At 71.5% G+C, this 17,044-nt stretch carries 16 protein-coding genes; 8 read left to right on the forward strand and 8 right to left on the reverse strand.

Translation table 11 applies throughout. From position 1 onward, the window contains the following. Positions 1-4: 4 nt before the first annotated feature. The 3 genes from BLR12_RS09390 to BLR12_RS09400 all read right to left on the reverse strand — a co-directional run bounded on the left by BLR12_RS09390 (position 5) and on the right by BLR12_RS09400 (position 3,660). Positions 5-1,033, reverse strand: a complete 1,029-nt coding sequence (locus BLR12_RS09390; RefSeq protein WP_218120605.1) for an ABC transporter permease — start codon at positions 1,031-1,033, stop codon at positions 5-7. Positions 1,034-1,104: 71 nt separating this feature from the next. Then, positions 1,105-2,631, reverse strand: a complete 1,527-nt coding sequence (locus BLR12_RS09395) for a sugar ABC transporter ATP-binding protein (RefSeq protein ID WP_091376841.1) — start codon at positions 2,629-2,631, stop codon at positions 1,105-1,107. 39 nt (positions 2,632-2,670) lie between these two features. Then, a complete protein-coding gene (locus BLR12_RS09400; protein ID WP_091376844.1) occupies positions 2,671-3,660 on the reverse strand; it encodes a substrate-binding domain-containing protein in 990 nt (329 codons plus the stop codon). Between the two features lie 141 nt (positions 3,661-3,801). Between BLR12_RS09400 and BLR12_RS09405 the strand changes: the two genes are divergently transcribed. The 8 genes from BLR12_RS09405 to pepD all read left to right on the forward strand — a co-directional run bounded on the left by BLR12_RS09405 (position 3,802) and on the right by pepD (position 14,479). Continuing rightward, positions 3,802-4,773 carry a sugar-binding transcriptional regulator gene (locus BLR12_RS09405; RefSeq protein WP_176832443.1) on the forward strand — a complete coding sequence of 324 codons (972 nt, stop codon included), beginning with the start codon at positions 3,802-3,804 and terminating at the stop codon, positions 4,771-4,773. Positions 4,774-4,964: 191 nt separating this feature from the next. Beyond that, on the forward strand, positions 4,965-6,206 hold the full coding sequence (locus BLR12_RS09410; protein ID WP_091376849.1) for an epoxide hydrolase family protein: 1,242 nt from the start codon (positions 4,965-4,967) through the stop codon (positions 6,204-6,206). Between the two features lie 117 nt (positions 6,207-6,323). After that, entirely contained in the window at positions 6,324-7,271 is a 948-nt protein-coding gene (locus BLR12_RS09415) for a beta-keto acid cleavage family enzyme (RefSeq protein WP_091376851.1), read from the forward strand. 819 nt (positions 7,272-8,090) lie between these two features. Further along, positions 8,091-9,212, forward strand: coding sequence for a sugar ABC transporter substrate-binding protein (locus BLR12_RS09425; RefSeq protein WP_091376855.1), 1,122 nt, complete (start codon positions 8,091-8,093; stop codon positions 9,210-9,212). Between the two features lie 85 nt (positions 9,213-9,297). After that, positions 9,298-10,338, forward strand: a complete 1,041-nt coding sequence (locus tag BLR12_RS09430; RefSeq protein ID WP_091376858.1) for an ABC transporter permease — start codon at positions 9,298-9,300, stop codon at positions 10,336-10,338. Continuing rightward, complete coding sequence (locus BLR12_RS24005; protein WP_176832444.1) at positions 10,335-11,897, forward strand: sugar ABC transporter ATP-binding protein; 1,563 nt, start codon at positions 10,335-10,337, stop codon at positions 11,895-11,897. The genes BLR12_RS09430 and BLR12_RS24005 overlap by 4 nt, the downstream gene beginning before the upstream one ends. After that, complete coding sequence (locus tag BLR12_RS09445; protein WP_176832445.1) at positions 11,894-12,919, forward strand: ABC transporter permease; 1,026 nt, start codon at positions 11,894-11,896, stop codon at positions 12,917-12,919. The genes BLR12_RS24005 and BLR12_RS09445 overlap by 4 nt, the downstream gene beginning before the upstream one ends. Positions 12,920-13,015: 96 nt before the next feature. Beyond that, a complete protein-coding gene (gene pepD / locus BLR12_RS09450) occupies positions 13,016-14,479 on the forward strand; it encodes a beta-Ala-His dipeptidase (protein WP_091376864.1) in 1,464 nt (487 codons plus the stop codon). An 80-nt stretch (positions 14,480-14,559) separates the two neighbouring features. Here pepD and BLR12_RS09455 read toward each other — a convergent pair whose 3' ends face one another. From BLR12_RS09455 to BLR12_RS09470, 5 genes are all read right to left on the reverse strand, one after another. Next, positions 14,560-14,853: a DUF1416 domain-containing protein gene (locus BLR12_RS09455; RefSeq protein WP_091376866.1), complete on the reverse strand. Its 294-nt coding sequence runs from the start codon at positions 14,851-14,853 to the stop codon at positions 14,560-14,562. Positions 14,854-14,859: 6 nt separating this feature from the next. Continuing rightward, positions 14,860-15,687, reverse strand: coding sequence for a sulfurtransferase (locus tag BLR12_RS09460; protein ID WP_091376868.1), 828 nt, complete (start codon positions 15,685-15,687; stop codon positions 14,860-14,862). Positions 15,688-15,862: 175 nt separating this feature from the next. Next, positions 15,863-15,937 (reverse strand): putative leader peptide, encoded by a 75-nt coding sequence (locus BLR12_RS25640; protein ID WP_369803440.1) that lies wholly within the window; start codon positions 15,935-15,937, stop codon positions 15,863-15,865. A gap of 18 nt (positions 15,938-15,955) precedes the next feature. Next, the gene (locus tag BLR12_RS09465) at positions 15,956-16,318 is read right to left on the reverse strand and encodes a thioredoxin family protein (RefSeq protein WP_091376870.1); all 363 of its coding nucleotides are present in this window, start codon (positions 16,316-16,318) and stop codon (positions 15,956-15,958) included. A gap of 29 nt (positions 16,319-16,347) precedes the next feature. Beyond that, a complete protein-coding gene (locus BLR12_RS09470) occupies positions 16,348-17,037 on the reverse strand; it encodes an LmeA family phospholipid-binding protein (protein ID WP_091376872.1) in 690 nt (229 codons plus the stop codon). Positions 17,038-17,044: the final 7 nt, after the last annotated feature.

The raw sequence follows: 17,044 nt of genomic DNA on the forward strand, positions 1-17,044 counted from the left end.
GAGGTCAGGCTCGTTTCTTGATGCCGGCCCGGTCGGTGAGGACGGCGGCGAGGATGACGACGCCGATGACGACGGCCTGCAGGTTCGGGTTGATGCCGAGCAGGGCCAGCCCGTTGTTGAGCACCCCGATGATCAGCAGGCCGACGAAGGCCCCGCCCATGGAGCCGACGCCGCCGGCCAGGCTCGCGCCACCGATGACGACCACGGCGATGACGATGAGCAGGTAGTTGGCCCCGGCCGTCGGCTGGGCGGAGTCGAGCCGGCTGATGTTGATCCACCCGGCGACCGCCGCCAGCGCCCCGGCGATGACGTAGACCATGGTCTTGGCCTGGCGCACCGGGAGGCCGGACAGCCGCGCGACCTCCTCGTTGCCGCCGATCGCGTACAGCGCCCGCCCACCCGGTCGATAGCGCAGCCAGAAGCCGAGGACGAGGAAGATCGCCACCAGCAGCAGTCCCTGCAGCGGGATGCCCAGGACGTCGGCGGAGGTCAGGTTCCCGAACCAGCTCGGGAAGTTGTTGATCGTGCTGCCCTGGGTGATGTACAGCGCCAGGCCGGTGCACGCCGACATCGTCGCCAGCGTGGCGACGAAGGGCTGCACCCGGCCGTAGGTGGCCAGCAGCCCGTTGACCAGCCCGACGAAGGCCCCCAGCAGCAGGCCGGCCACGAGGGCCAGGCCGAAGGGGATCTCGTGCACCCGGTACAGCCAGGCCGTGAACATCATGGTGAGCGCCATGTTCGCGGCCACCGAGAGGTCGATGCCGCCGATGAGGATCACCAGGGCCGCGCCGGCAGCCAGGATGCCGTAGTCGGAGATCTGGCTGATCAGGTTGGTGAGGTTCCGCTGGGTGAAGAAGAACTCCGACAGGAACGACATGGCGATCACCATCACCACCAGCCCGCCGAGGGGCCCGCCGATGCTCTGGAGCCGGGTCCGGGCCACGCCGGCCAGCTGGCGCAGTCCGGAGCCGGAGGAGCCGCGGGACTCGGTGTCGGGGGGCGCCGTCGCCGGGTCCTGGTGGGTGCTGCTCATGGTGGGGCTCCCTCCCCGGGGTGGCCGGGTGTCGTTGGAGGTGTCGTGCCGGGGGACGACGTGGAACCGGCTCACGACGACGCCTGCGGGACGGCGAGCTGCATGACGGTCTCGGAGTCGGCCTGCGCGCGGTCGAGGACGTCGCGCTGCCTGCCCCCGGACATCACCAGGACCCGGTGGGAGAGCCCGAGCACCTCCTCGAGCTCCGAGGAGACGACGACCACCGCCACGCCGGAGGCGGCCAGGCGCCGGACGATCTCGTAGATCGCCATCTTGGCGCCGACGTCCACGCCCCGGGTGGGCTCGTCGAGGATCAGCACCTTCGGTGTCCTGACCAGCCACTTCGCCAGCAGCACCTTCTGCTGGTTGCCGCCGGAGAGGCCGACCGAGGGGATGTCGAGCGAGCCCCGGATGTCGAACTCCGTACGGCTCTTCGCTGCGATCCGCGCGATCTTCGAGCGGGTGACCAGGCCGCGCCGCCCGAGCGACTTCTCCCAGGGCGTGCAGATGTTCTCGGCGCTGCTGCGGCCGAGCAGCAGGCCCTGCCCCTTGCGGTCCTCGGGGACCATCACGATGCCGGCGGCGATCGCGTCGGTGGGCCGCTTGAGCGACACCACCTCGCCGTCGACGAGGACCTCGCCCCGGTCGAACCTGTCCACCCCGGCGATCGCGCGGACCACCTCGGTGCGGCCGGCTCCGACCAGTCCGGCGATCCCCAGGATCTCGCCCTCGCCCACGCTGAAGGAGACGCCCTCGAAGGCGTCGGCGCGGGCCAGCCCGCGGACCTCCAGGACCACCCGGTCGCGGGCCGGCTCGGGCGCGTGGTGCTCGAACGTGAAGTCCCGGCCGACCATCGCCCTGACCAGGTCGTCCTGCGGCACCCGGCCGGACTGCCACGCCTGGACGAGCCGGCCGTCGCGCAGGCAGACGATCTGCTGGGCGACCTCGCGGACCTCCTCGAGGCGGTGGGAGATGTAGACGACGCCCACGCCCTGGCTGCGCAGGACCTCGATCCTGCCGAGCACCTTGTCGGTCTCGTGTGCGGTGAGGGAGGCGGAGGGCTCGTCGAAGATGACGTAGCGGGGCTTCCGGGAGATCGCCTTGGCGATCTCGATGCCCTGCTGGGTCGCCATCGACAGCCCCCGGACCGGTCGCCGCGGGTCCAGGTCGATGCCGAGGACCTCCAGGGCGGCCGCCGCCTCGCGGTTCATCCGCGCGGTGTCCACCCGGCCGCCGCTGGTCGGCAGCCGTCCCAGGAAGATGTTCTCCGCCACCGAGAGGGCCGGGACCATCCGGATCTCCTGGTGGATGAGCGCCACGCCGCGCTCCAGGGCGTCGTGCGGCGAGTGGGGCCGGTACGCCTCACCGTCCAGCGTCATCGAGCCGGAGTCCGGGATGACGATGCCCGCGAGGATCGAGGAGAGCGTCGACTTCCCGGCCCCGTTCTCGCCGATGAGGCCGAGGACCTCGCCGGCCGCCACGCTGAGGCTGACGGACTTCAGGACCGTCACCCCGGCGTAGGACTTCACGAGATCGGTACAGGCGAGGGCCCTGCTGTCGCTCCGCGACGAGACCGGGGCCGGGTCGTCGACTGCCATGTCTCTCCTCCGCTGGTGCTCGATCGTCCGGGGCGGCTGCTAGACGTTCGGCCCGTAGAACTGGACCGGGTCGACCTCGCTGACGTTCTCCTGGGTCACCAGCACCGTGTCCTGGTACTGCAGCTCGGGGAGCTCCTCGCCGTTGGCGGCCGCGATCGCGTCACGGACGGCCAGCTGGCCCATGACGTAGGGCACCTGGGCCTGCGTCGCGTCGGTCAGCCCGTCCTCGATGGCCTGGACCATGGTCGGGAACCCGTCGATGCCCACGGAGAAGATGTCGCGGCCGGCGTCCTGGGCGGCCTTGGCGGCGCCCAGGGCCATCGCGTCGCTCTCCCCGAAGATGGCGCTCATCTGGGGGTTGGCCTGGAGCATGTTCTGGGCCGCGTTGTAGCCCTCGGTCTCGTCCCAGTTGGCCGCCTGCTCGGCGACGACCTCGATGCCCGGGTTGGCGTCGATCGCGTTCTGGCAGCCCTCGCTGCGCTGCAGCTCGGCCGTGGAGCCGAGGACGCCCCGCAGGATGCCGATCTGCCCCGTGCCACCCATCTGCTCGAACATCCAGGTGCACAGGTCCTCGGCCGCCTTGACGCTGTCCGTGGCGATGTAGGTGGCCAGCTCGCCCTCGTCGCCCTCCGGCTTCTGGTCGACGGCGATGACCGGGATGTCCGCCTGGTTCGCGGCCCGGACCCCGGCCGCGGCCGCGGTGGCGTCCTGCGCCGTGAAGATCAGCGCGTCCACGCCCTGGGTGATCAGGTTGTTGACCTGGTTCACCTGCTGCGTCGAGTTGTTGTCCGCGGAGAGCAGGATGATCTCGACGCCCTCCTCCGCGGCGGCGGCCTCGATGCCGTCGGCCTCGGCGATGTAGAAGAGCGACTTCTGGTCGGCGATCGAGACCCCGATGCGGAGCGGCTCGCCGCCGCCGTCTCCACCGCCGCCTCCGCCGCCGGAGTCGCCGCCGCCACAGGCGGTGGCCAGGGTCGCGACGACCGCGGTCGTGACCGCCGCGCGGGTGATCCGAGTAGAGCGCCTCACGGTGTGCCGTCCCCTCCGCCCTTCGCTGGGCGATGCATGTTTATGCTAGGCTTGCAGCTGCATTCACGTTAGGAGTGGCGTGGACCACTGTCAATGGGTCGTGTCACGCTTCTACCGATCGCACCGAGGGGGACGGCGAGGATGGCCGGTCGCGGCGACCTTGATCAGCAGCGGCTCACGACCAAGGTCGCGTGGCTGTACCACAACCGGCACCTGCGCCAGCGGGACATCGCCGAGCGCCTCGGCATCTCGCAGTCCCGGGTGTCCCGCCTGCTGGACCTCGCCGTCTCGACCGGGATCGTCCAGACGACCGTCGTCGCACCGCCCGGCCTGCACGCGGAGGTCGAGGAGGAGCTGGAGCAGCGCTACGGACTGCGGGAGGCGCACGTCTTCGACGTGGCGGTGGGGCCGGGTGACGACGAGGGCCACCTGATCGGCTCCCTGGGCCAGCTGGTGGCCAGCCGCCTCCAGGCGCACCCGCTCGAGGCCGAGGTCATCGGGTTGACCTCGTGGAGCCGGTCGCTGCGCGCCACGGTCGCGGGCCTGCACCGGATCCAGGGGTCGGTCGGCTGCGTCGTCGAGATGCTGGGCGACGTCGGGCCGGTGACGCTGCAGCACGAGGCCGCCGACGCGACCCGCCAGCTGGCACAGCTGACGGGAGCCGAGCCGCTGTTCCTGCGCATCCCCGGCGTGGTCCCCAACGTGCAGGTGCGCGACACCCTGCTGACCTACGACCCGGACGCGCGGCGGGCCCTGGAGCTGCTGGACCGGCTGGACATGGCGCTGGTCGGGATCGGGACGTGCGAGATCGTCCCGCCCCTGGTGGCGGGCGAGAACTTCTTCACGGACGAGCAGTTCCAGCGGGCCGTCGAGCTGGGTGCCGTCGGGCAGGTCAACCTGCGCTTCATCGCCGAGGACGGGTCCCCGATCGAGTCCGAGCTGGACGAGCTGGTGGTCGGCGTCACCCTCGAACAGCTCCGCCGCGCCGACCGGGTGCTCGCCGTCGCCGGCGGGCCCAGCAAGTACCTCGCGATCCGGGCCGCACTGCTCGGCGGGTGGGTCAACACCCTGGTCACCGACCTGTCGACGGCCGAGCACCTGATCGCTCGCTGAGAGCTGCCCCCCCGGCGGAGGGGTGCCGGGACCCCCTGGCGCCGTCCCGACACGGCGGCGGGGTTGACACGTGAGGTGCGTCACGACAGGCTGCGGGAGAATCACCACAGTCTGAATATTCACCCACAGCGTCCGCGACGAGCCGGCGAGCGCACGCTCCGGCGGCGGAGCGGACCGGCGAGGAGGCTCACGTGACGGCGACCGGCGACCACCAGGTGGAGGAGTTCACCATCGCCGTCGAGCAGGAGAAGCTCGACGACATGTACGAGCGGCTGCGCCGCACCCGGTTCCCCCAGGACTTCGCGAACGACGACTGGCGCTACGGCTACAACGGTGACTACCACCGCCAGCTGGTCGAGTACTGGATCGAGGAGTACGACTGGCGCGACGTCGAGCGGCGGATGAACGAGCTGCCCCACTTCAAGACGACGCTCATGGGCGTGCCCCTCCACTTCATCCACGTCAGGGGCAAGGGGCCCAACCCCATGCCGCTGCTGCTGCACCACGGCTGGCCCTGGACGTTCTGGGACGTGCGGAAGGTGATCGGGCCGCTCACCGACCCGGCGCGGTACGGCGGCGATCCGGCCGACCCCTTCGACGTCGTCCTCATCTCCCTCCCCGGCTACGGCTTCTCGTCCCCCCTGACGGAGCCCGGGTGGAACTGGTGGCGCACCGCGGACCTCGAGAACGCCCTGATGAAGGACGTGCTCGGCTACGAGAAGTACGCGACGGCCGGTGGCGACTGGGGCGCCCTGGTGGCCCAGCAGCACGGCCACAAGTACGAGCAGGACGTCTACGGCGTCTACACCCACTTCCCGGCGCAGATGAGCCACTACCTGGCCGACCACCCCGACGCGCCGCCCGGGATCGCGTACGACCCGGTCCTCGGGCTCCCGGACGCCGGCGAGTACGGCGCCGACGAGGAGGGCTGGTTCGAGCGCGGGAAGCTGTTCGTGCAGCAGGAGAGCGGCTACGGGGAGATCCAGCTGACCAAGCCGCAGACGCTCGCGGCCCTGGTGACCGACTCCCCGGCCGGTCAGCTGGCGTGGATCACCGAGAAGCGCTACTTCTGGGGCCTCGAGGAGCGCGGCGTCGGCACCGAGCCCTTCGAGCGGGTGTGGCCGAAGGAGGACCTGGTCACGACGGCCGCCGTCTACTTCCTGACCGAGACCGGTGGCACCTCCTCCCGGTACTACTGGGAGTGCCGCGGCAACCCGTGGAAGCCCTCGCACGCCAACTTCCCGGTGGTCGGAGCCCCCACGGCCGTCAGCATCTACCCGGGCGAGATCTACAAGCCCCCGCGGGCGTGGACCGAGAAGTACTTCAACCTCCAGCAGTACCGGGTCCACGACGACGGAGGGCACTTCGCGCCGCTGGAGGTCCCCGACACCTACGTCGACGACGTGGCGACCTTCTTCCGCCGGTTCCGCTGACCCGCGCGTCGCTGGAACGGGACCTGCCCGGACCCCACCTGCGTCCGGGCAGGTCCCTGCCCTCGACCCCTGCCACCGCCTCGTCGCCGAGGCACCACCGACCAGAGGGAGAACACCGTGGCCACTGCGCTGGACAAGTACGCCGACATGAAGCCGACCTGGGACCACCCGGTCGTCATCGAGTCGCACATCAACGGCATCCGGACCAAGGAGATGAACCCGAACACGCCGATCTCCTACGACGAGATCGCCGATGACGCCATCCGCTGCTGGGAAGCCGGTGCCGGGGCCATCCACGCCCACAACACCAGTTTCGACCTGCTCGGCGCGAACGCGCACAAGGACTACATGCGCACCTGGGGCAAGGTGCTGGAGAAGCACCCCGACATCACGTGGTACCCCACCACCTGCAACAACCTCCGGCTGCTCCCGGACGAGAACGGGCTCGAGCACGTACCCCTGCTGTACGACGACGCGAACGTGCGGATCGGTTGCGTCGACACGGGCCTGACCCTGTTCGCCACGGAGGTCGACGAGGAGGGCTACCTCTCGGGTCCGGAGTTCGGCTTCAACTACCGACGTGTCGCCAGCCAGGTGCGCATGTTCCGGGAACGCGAGCTGGCCATGGTCTTCGGCGTCTACGAGCCAGGGCACCTCCGCCACGCCCTGCACTACGTGAACAACGGCCTCTCCACACCCGGCTCCATGTGGGACTTCTACCTGATCGGCGACTACGGCCTCACCGCCATGGAACCCATCGGCACCAACGGCATGAAGCCGAGTCTCGAGAGCCTCTACTACTACCTGACCATGATCGAGTCCGCCGCGGTCCAGCACCCCTGGTACATCTCCATCTGGGGGCAGGGGGCGCTCGACGACACCGGCATCCTCCGCCGCGCCATCGAGCTCGGAGGGCACGTCAAGACCGGGCTGGAGCTCTTCTACGACCCCGATCGCAACCCCACCAACCTCGAGCTCCTCCAGCAGTGCCAGGAGATCGCCCGCGAGGTCGGCAGGCCCATCGCGACGCACGCCGAGGCGAGGGCGCTCTACAACATCAGGTGAGGTCGCGACCGACCCCCTGGTCGCCCGTGCGGCCGCGTCCCGACTCCCCCGTCGCGCCGGCTCGCGTCCCGGCGCGAGTCGGGTCAGGCGTGTCCTCGCTGCCAGCAACGGGGAGCCGGGCGGGCGGTGGTGCGCGGGTCCTGCGCGAGCGCTGCCGACCGCGGACGACCGCGCACGAGCGGCTGCGCGGAGGGACTGCCGAGGGCACCGGGGCCCGGAGTCCGACCGAGGTGATCGTCGAGGACGACGCTGTCCGCGCGGTGGAGCGGGCCCTCGGCATCAACGCCGGCTCCGTCCGAGCCGACCGGCACGCCTCGGGAGCCCGGGAGGAGGAGGGTGCCGCGCCCGCCGGGCCGACCAGCTCGCCCGTCGACGGCGAGGCCCTCGGGCGCTCCCGCTGCGGGCCGGCCTCCGAGCTGCACCTGGCCGCCGACGGCCACGGGCTGCCGAAGGCCCATCCGGCTCGCCGCCGGACAGGCCGGGGACCGCCCGCAGCCGCCGTCACCCGCGGACCCCGTGGAGGTGGCTCGCGTCGGACCCGGGCGCTCTCGGCAGCGCCCGGAGCCGGGCCATCCTGATCGTCGCCACCGTCGTCCTCCAGCTCCGCGCGGACCCCCGGGACGGGCCCGAGCCGAGGTGGACCGCCTCCCGACATCGGCCCGCCCGGGCGGTGCGCACCGACCCGTGAGCGGGCAGCTATTCAGGCCTCGAATGCACCAGCGTGACCCTTGACACAGTTGCGGGCCGACCTCACACTCCTCGTGATGTCGATGCGCTAGTCGAATCAATATTCATCAGCTCTCAGACGAGGAGACCTCGATGTTCCGCAACAAGACCTTCGGGCAGCGCCTGGCGGTCGCGGCCGCCGTCGTCGGCCTGACCTCCGCCTGCTCGAGCACGACCGGAGGGGGTGGCGCGCAGCAGCCGATCGCCAAGGAGGACCTCGTCCTCGTCGCCTCCGTGATCAACACCACCAACCCGTACATGGCGTCCATGATCGAGGGGGCCAGGGCGCTGTCGGAGGAGCTCGACGTCCCGCTCGAGATCGTGGACTCGCAGGGCAGCTCGCAGACCCAGATCTCGCGGATCCAGGCCATCCTCGCCGAGGGCAAGAAGGTCGCGCTCATGGTCAACACCGTGGCCAGCTCGGACGCGCAGCCCATCGTGGACGCCGTGACGGCCGCCGGCGGCTACGTCACCATCTGGTGGAACAAGCCCGACGACTACGAGCCCTCCGAGGTCGGCCCCAACTTCGTCGCCTTCCAGAAGCACCCCGGCGTGGACAGCGGCGAGTGCACCGGCCGGGAGCTCGCCGAGGGCATCGGCGGGCAGGGCAACATCGTGGCCCTGGCCGGCGTGCTCGACAGCACGACCAGCCAGACGCGGGTCGCCGGCCTGGAGCAGGTGCTGGAGACCGAGTTCCCCGGCGTGAACCTCCTCGAGGTCCGGCCGGCCAACTGGGACCCGCAGGTGGCCTTCCGCGAGACCCAGAGCCTCATCGCCAAGTACGGCGACCAGATCGACGGGGTCTGGGCTGCCGACGACGCGATGATCATCGGGGCCAGCGAGGCCCTGGAGGCCGACGGCCGCTTCGCCGACGTCAAGCTCGCCTCCGACGGCCTCTACCCGCCGGTCATCGAGATGATGCGCGAGCCCGAGACGGCCGTCGTCGGCGAGACCTTCCACCGGGGCTACATGGCGGCCTCGATCGGGCTCTACACGGCCTACCTCGCCGCCACCGGTGAGATCGACCCCGCCGAACTGCCCGCGGAGCAGCGCCACAGCCTCTTCCAGCTCAGCTGCGTCACGCCCGAGAACCTCGAGGAGTTCACCAAGTACGACGAGGACATCCCCGGCTGGATCGACACCCTGATCGAGAACGGCCCGTGGGACACCCAGCCGGTGCCGCTGATCGGCGCGGGCCCGGAGCAGCTGCCGTAAGCGAGAGCCCGCGCAGCGCCGTCCGGCCGTGGTGCGGTACCCGCGGCCGGACGGCGAGCGGCAGAGGAGAAGGGCTGGGAGAGCGATGACCGAGACGGAGAACCCCGTGCACCCGCAGGCCACGGCGACCCGCCCCGCCGGGCGCCCGGGCGAGGGAGCCACCTACCGCCGCCTGGAGCTCAAGAGCCTCGGGGAGCTGGCCGCCCTCGTCGTGCTCGTGGCGGTGTTCACGGCGCTGAACCCCGGGTCGTTCGCGACCGCGGTGAACCTGCAGACGATCCTCGACCAGGCCGCGATACCGCTCATCGTCGGGGTGGGAGCGACGCTCGTCATCCTGATGGGCTCGATCGACCTGTCCGTGGAAGGCGTGATGGGTGCGGCCGGGATGACCTTCGTGCTGCTGTCCGCCAACAGCCGCGACACGGTCGACCTCGGGCTCTGGGCGATCCCGGTCGCCCTCGCCGTGGGGGTGGCGCTCGGCCTGCTGAGCGGCCTGGTCCACACCCGGCTGAAGGTGCCCTCGTTCATCGCCACGCTCGGCGTGTGGTTCGTGGGTCTCGGCACCGCCACGGTCCTCTTCGGCGAGGCCGCGATCCCGTTCCTGGCCGAGGGCAGCCTCCAGTCCTGGCCGAGCGGGCGCACGCTCGGGCTGCCCAACTCCTTCGTCCTGGCCGCCGTCGTCGTCCTGCTGGGCGTCGCCGTGGGCCGGTTCACCCGGCTGGGCCGCCACGCGTACGCCATCGGCGACGACGAGGAGATCGCGCGGGACAACGGCGTCCGGGTCGATCGGTACAAGCTCCTGGTGTTCCTGGTCGCCGGCGGCTGCAGCGCGCTGGCCGGCGTGCTGGCGAGCCTGCAGCTGGGCGCCGGTTCGGCCACGGTCGGGATCGGCACGCTGTTCCTCACCATCGCCGCTGTCGTGATCGGTGGCACCTCGCTCGGCGGGGGCAAGGGCGGCATCCTGCGCACCGCGCTGGGTGTGCTGCTGCTGACCGTCCTCAACAACGGCCTGATCCTGAGCGGGGTCAGCCCGAACATCCAGTCCGGCGTCTCCGGAGCCGTCCTGATCCTGGCCATCGTGGCGGCCGCCTGGCCGCACCGCAGCAGACTGAGGATCGTGAAGTGAACCCGTCCACGACGAACCGGGCGCCGACGGCGACCCTGGACCCGCCGACCCTCCGGCTCAGCAACGTCTCCAAGTCCTTCGGCGCCACCAGGGCGGTCGACGGCGTCTCGCTGGAGATCCCCCGTCACGAGGTGGTCGGGCTCGTCGGCGAGAACGGCGCCGGAAAGTCGACGCTGCTGAAGATCCTCACCGGTCTGCACCAGCCGGACTCCGGCGTGATCGAGGCCCACGGCACCGCCGTCCGGTTCCGGCGGCCGCAGGACGCCGTCGCGGCCGGCATCGGTGTGGTGCACCAGGAGCAGTCCCTGCTGCCCAACCTGTCGGTCGCCGAGAACATCGCGATGAGCGCCGTCGCCTCGAAGGACCAGGCGACCCGGTTCGGCTTCTACCGGTGGCGGCAGCTCAACCGCGAGGCGGCCGAGGTCCTCGGCCGGGTCGGGGCGGACATCGACCCGCGGACCAAGGTCGGTGACCTGTCCTTCGTGGACCGGCAGATGGTCGAGATCGCCCGGGCGCTGCGGGTGGACGAGATCGTCCACGTCGCGCCGCTGGTCATCCTCGACGAGCCCACCAGCGTCCTGGAGCGGGACGAGACCGACGTCCTCGAGCGCGAGATCCGGTCGCTGAAGAAGCTGGGTTCGGTCATCTTCGTCAGCCACCGCCTCGACGAGGTCCTGCGGATCTGCGACCGGATCGTGGTCATGCGGCACGGCAGGCTCGTCGCGGACCGGCGCACCGACTCGGTGACCGAGGAGGAGCTCTTCCGGCTCATGATCGGGAAGGAGTCCCGCGCGGCCGGCCGACCGGCGACCGGGCGAGCCGAGGCGGCCCAGCCGGTGCTCGAGGTCGAGGGCCTGGGGCGCGCCGGCCACTTCACCGACGTGTCGTTCGCCCTGCCGCCCGGCCACTGCCTCGCCATCGTCGGGACCCTGGGGTCGGGGCGGGAGGAGCTGGTCCGGGCGGTCTACGGCGCCGAGCCCTTCGATCGGGGCACCGTCACGATCGACGGCGAGCCGGTCCGGTCGTGGTCGGTCGCGGCGGCGGTCCGCAAGGGCGTGGCCTACGTGCCGTCGGAGCGCAAGGTCGAGGGCATGGTCGGTGGCCTGACCGCGGCGGAGAACATGACGCTGGCGCACACCCCCCGCCACGCCCGGCGAGGGCCGTTCGTGAACCGCCGCTCGCGGGCCAGGCTGGCCGCCGAGTGGTTCGAGCGTCTCGACGTCCGGCCGAACGACCCCATGCTGCACCTCGACCGCTTCTCCGGGGGCAACCAGCAGAAGGTCGTCATGGCCAAGTGGCTGATGGCCGAGGACCTGCGGGTGCTCATCCTCGACCACCCGCTGCGCGGCCTCGACCCCGGCGCCGCCGAGACGGTCAACGCGCAGATCCGGGCCGCCGCCCAGGCCGGTGCCGCGGTGGTGCTCATCGCCGACACGATCGAGGAGGCGCTCGCCATGGGCGACGACATCCTCGTGATGCGCGACGGCGAGGTCACGGCCCGGTACGACCTGTCGGTCGACTCACCGACGTCACTCGACCTGCTGGGGAGGATGGTGTGACGCGCACGCCGGAGGACACGACGCTCGAGCAGCGCACGACGGCGCCGGCGACAGCGGCCGCGGGGCCGTCACGCCGTCGCCTCGGCCCGGCCGCCGTCTGGCAGACGGTCGGACCCCTGGCCGTCTTCGTGGCCCTCTTCGCCCTGGTGTCCGCGCTCAACCCGGCCTTCCTCGGCGGGGGCCTGCGCATCCTCGCGCTGCAGGCGACCACGATCCTCCTCGTGGCGCTGGGCCAGGCCATGGTCCTGCACGTCGGGTCCATCGACCTGTCCAACGCCGCGATGGCGATCCTGTCGGCCATCGTGCTCGCGATGACGCTGGGCCCGCTGGCCGCCGCCGCTCCGCTGGTCTGCATCGCGCTGATGACCGCGGTCGGCGCGGTCAACGGAGCGCTGGTCGCGTACGCGCAGGTCCCCTCGTTCGCCCTGACCCTGGGCACCCTGGGCATCCTGCAGGCCGCCGCGCTGGTGGTCAGCGACGCCACGACGGTGTACGTCACCGCCAACCGGGAGGTCCTCGCGCCGCTGTTCGGGACGGCCATGGTGGGTCTCCCGGCGGGGTTCTGGGTGGCCGTGGTCCTGGCCGTGCTCCTCTGGGTGCTGCTCCGCTCCACCCGGTTGGGTCAGGCCCTGACCGCCGTGGGGCTCAACGAGACCGGCGCGCTGTTCTCGGGCCTGCGCACCCGGAGGCTGAAGGTCCTCGCCTTCGCGCTCTCGGGCTTCCTCGCAGGTGTCGCCGGCGTGATGATCATCGCCCAGGCCGGCGCGGCGTCGTCCTTCGGCCTCGGCAGCGACCTGCTGCTCCCGGGCATCGCGGCCGCGATCGTGGGGGGGACGGCGATCACGGGCGGCGTCACCAACCCGATCGGCGTGGTCTTCGGCGCCCTGACCGTCGCCCTCATCCCGATCGCGGCCGCGGCGGTCGGCGTCACGCCGCAGGCGCAGAGCCTCGTCTACGGGGCCGCGATCATGGTCGCGGTCGCGCTCACCATGACCCGGCGGAACCGCGGGGTCGTCAAGTAACCACAGCCCGGGCGTCCCGTGGGTGGTCGGTCCCTCGGACGCGCAAGTCGCAGGCGGCGCGGTGCTCGCGCCGACCCCAGGGAGGAAGAGGAGAGAATGCCTGTTCTGTCATCGCTCGAGCCCCGCGAGGTGCTCGGCTTCTTCGAGACCATGTCGGACATCCCGCACGGGTCGGGCAACGAGGAGCAGGTCGCGGACTGGGTCGTCCAGTTCGCCCGCGAGCGGGGCCTGGAGGCGATCCAGGACGACCTGCACTGCGTGCTGGTCAGGAAGCCGGGGCAGCGGGGCCTGGAGAACGCCCCACCGCTGATCCTGCACGGCCACCTCGACATGGTGTGCGAGAAGGACGAGGGGGTCGACATCGACTTCCTCACCGAGCCCATCCGGCTGGTCGTCGACGGCGACTACATCACCGCGGCCGGCACGTCGCTGGGCGCGGACAACGGCATCGGGGTCTCCTACATCCTCGCGCTGCTCGACTCCACGGACATCCCGCACCCGCCGCTGGAGGCGGTCCTCACCGCGATGGAGGAGAAGGGCAAGGTCGGAGCCGCCCAGTTCGACACCTCGCAGCTCTCCGGCAAGCGGATGATCGACTTCAACTGGATCACCGACAAGGAGATCCTGGCCGGCTGCAGCGGTGACGTCACACTCACCATCGACGTCCCGGCCGAGTGGGAGGACGTGCCCGCCACGCACCCGGAGTCGCGCCTGCTCAAGGTGCGCGGCCTGGTCGGCGGCCACTGCGAGTTCGACATCCACCTGGAGCGGGCCAACGCGGTCCTCGTGCTGGCCCGGGTGCTGAACGCGGTGCTGGCCCGGCACGACGTCCGCATCAGCGATCCGCACGGCGGGGCCCAGAACAACGCGATCCCGATGGACGCCCAGGTCGTCCTCGCCCTCCGGCCCGAGGACGTGGCGGGCGTCGAGGCGATCGTGGCCGAGCTCGGGGCGGCCCTGCGGTCGGAGTACCGGACGGCGGACCCGGGGATCAGGCTCGAGGTGGAGCCGGCCGACGCGCCGGAGCGGGTGTTCTCGGCCGAGGCGACCGCGCGCTTCTCGCGGCTGACCTCGCTGATCCCCAACGGCGTCCTCAGCTGGAGCCTGGTGGTCCCCGGGATCGTGGAGAGCTCCAACAACCTCGGCACGGTCCGGACGACCGACGACGGGGCCCGGCTGATGTCGACCATCACCGCCGCGGTGACGTCGCGCAAGCACGAGGTCTTCGACCGCATCCGCGCCCTGGCGGCCCTGGCCGGGGGCGGCGTGGTCGTCGAACAGTACGGGCTGGACGCCCCGGAGTTCCCCTACCAGCCCGAGTCGCGGCTGCTGGAGATCGCCGCGAAGGCCTACCGGGACGTCATCGGCGGAGACCCGGACGTGCACGTCTCCCAGTGCAGCCTCGAGCTCGGCATGTTCAGCCAGAAGATCCCCGGCCTGGACACCATCTCCATCGGCACGGAGCTGCACGACCTGCACTCGCCCAAGGAGACGGTGAACCACAGGTCCGTGGCGAAGGTCTGGCCGCTCGTCCGCGAGGTGGTCAGCCGGCTCGACTGACGAGGCCCCCTGCACGGGCCGCCCGGCACGACGCAGCGCCCCTCCCGGCCGGAGCCGGGAGGGGCGCTGCGCCGTGTCGCTCAGCCGATCGCGACGGTGGTCTCGTTGAGGCCGACCTCGGCGGAGATGACGCGCTCGCCCTTGCCGACCGGCGCCAGCGAGCGCACCTTCCACTCACCCGGGGCGGCGAAGAAGCGGAACTCGCCCTCCGGGCTGGTCACCACCTCGGCGGTGAACTCGTCGTCGGTGCCGAGCAGCCGCACGTAGGCCCCCGCGACCGGGGCGCCGTCGTGCCAGACCTGGCCCTGGATGACGGTCTGGACGCTCAGGTCGATGCCGGCCAGGCCGTTGCCCTGCTTCGGGGCTCCGCACATGTCAGCTCACTTCTCGATCGGGACGCCGACCAGCGAGCCGTACTCGACCCAGCTGCCGTCGTAGTTCTTGACGTCGGGCTTGCCGAGCAGCTCGTGCAGCACGAACCAGGTGTGGCTCGACCGCTCGCCGATCCGGCAGTAGGCGATGGTCGCCCTGCCGTCGTCGTAGCCCTGCTCGTCGTAGAGCTTGGCCAGCTCCTCGTCGGACTTGAAGGTGCCGTCCTCGTTGGCCGCCTTGCTCCACGGGATGTTCTTCGCGGTCGGGACGTGCCCGCCCTTCTGCGCCATCTCCTGCGGCAGGTGCGCCGGGGCGAGGATCTTGCCGGAGAACTCGTCGGGCGAGCGGACGTCGATCAGGTTCTTCGAGCCGATCGAGGCCACGACCTCGTCGCGGAAGGCGCGGATCGACAGGTCCGGGTCCTGGGCCGTGTACTGCGTGGCCGGGCGCTCCACGGCGTCCTTGGACAGCGGGCGGCCGTCGAGCTCCCACTTCTTGCGGCCGCCGTCCATGAGCTTGACGTCGCGGTGGCCGTAGAGCTTGAAGTACCAGTAGGCGTAGGCGGCGAACCAGTTGTTGTTGCCGCCGTAGAGGACGACGGTGTCCTCGTTGCCGATGCCGCGCGAGGACAGCAGCGCCTCGAATGCGGACTTGTCGACGAAGTCGCGGCGCAGCGGGTCCTGGAGGTCCTGCTTCCAGTCCAGCTTCACGGCGCCCTCGAGGTGGCCGCCGTCGTAGGCGCTGGTGTCCTCGTCGACCTCGACGAAGACGATGCCGGGCTGGCCGAGGTGCTCCTGGGCCCAGTCAACGGTGACGAGCACGTCGTTGCGGCTCATGGGGGGTCTTCCTCCCTGTGGTCGGTCGGTGCGGTCGGTGGTGCGCGTGCGGATCAGGCGGATCGGGGTCCGGGGCCCCGGGACGCGGCGCACGACGGCGGTGCGGCGGACAGCCGCACGGCTGCGAGGGCTCCGGGACGGCGGTCGGGGCGCGTCGGGACGAGCGGGCTCGTCGTCAGACGGCCGGACACAGGCAGCTGCCGACGCGGCACAGGTCCACTGTGCGGCGCGAGGTCAGCAGGAAGCCCACGTGCGCGAGGGTAGCCGATCACGCGCCCCGCTCCACGCGCGAGGCGGGAGCCGGCACGTGCGCATCGACGACGGCGGCGAGCTCGGCCGGACGCGGCGCGCCGCTGCTGCGGCCGACGAGCCGACCCGAACGGTCCAGGTAGAGCAGCGTCGGCGTGCGGTCGACGCCGAGCGCGCGAACGGCGTCCAGGTGGCTCTCCGCGTCGACCTCGACGAGCACCAGCCCCGGCCGGGTGGCCTGCAGCTGCCGCAACCGCGCGCGGGTGGCCCGGCAGGGTCCGCAGAACGCCGTGGAGAACTGGACGACGGTCAGGTCCGCGCGGCCCGGGTCCACACCCAGGCCCGCGAGCACCGCGCCGTCCGGCTCCACGGTGGGCGACAACCCGCACCGGCGCCCGGGGATTCCGGGCGTCAGGAGTCGAGCACCGTGTCGGTGGCCTCGACCCGGACCCGCACGCCGTCGTCCCCCGGGGCGACGCCGGTGACCTGCAGGCCGAAGGGCAGCTCCGGGAGCTGGTAGCGCAGGTCGAGGGCGTCGCTGAGCTCGTCGACGAAGGCGTCGGGCGCGTCCACACCCGCGCCGACGGCGTCGTCGACGTCGACCACCAGGGTGTCGCCGTCCAGCCGCACCGTGCCGGTCGCGGTGAGGGGCACGGTCTGCCCCGCGACCTCCACGGTGGTGTCCACCTGCAGCCCGTCGCCGTCCCGGCTCAGGGTCGTGCCGGTGCCCAGCTGCTCGGCCAGCAGGGCGTAGGACAGCGTCGCCGTCCCGTCGACCCGCTCGACCGGCACCTGCTGCACCGAGCCGGCCAGGACGTCGGACAGCGCCACCTGTACGCCCTGCAGCGAGACGTCGGCGCTGGTGCCCTCGGGCTGCCCGAGGTCGGCACCGGCCAGCGAGATGCGCACGTCCTCGTACCGGCCGCCGAGCGCCTGGGTGAGGAACGGGAACCCGCCGATCTCGACCGCCGGCTCGCCGGACAGCCCGCCGCGCTCGGCGACCAGCTGGGCTACGCGGTCCTCGGCGACGGCCTCGCCGACCCGGTCGGCGGCCAGCGCCAGGCCGGCCAGGAGCAACAGGACGACGATCAGTGCGCGCACGGGCCGG

The sequence above is a fragment of the Geodermatophilus sp. DSM 45219 genome, assembly GCF_900104025.1.
GTDB lineage: Bacteria > Actinomycetota > Actinomycetes > Mycobacteriales > Geodermatophilaceae > Geodermatophilus.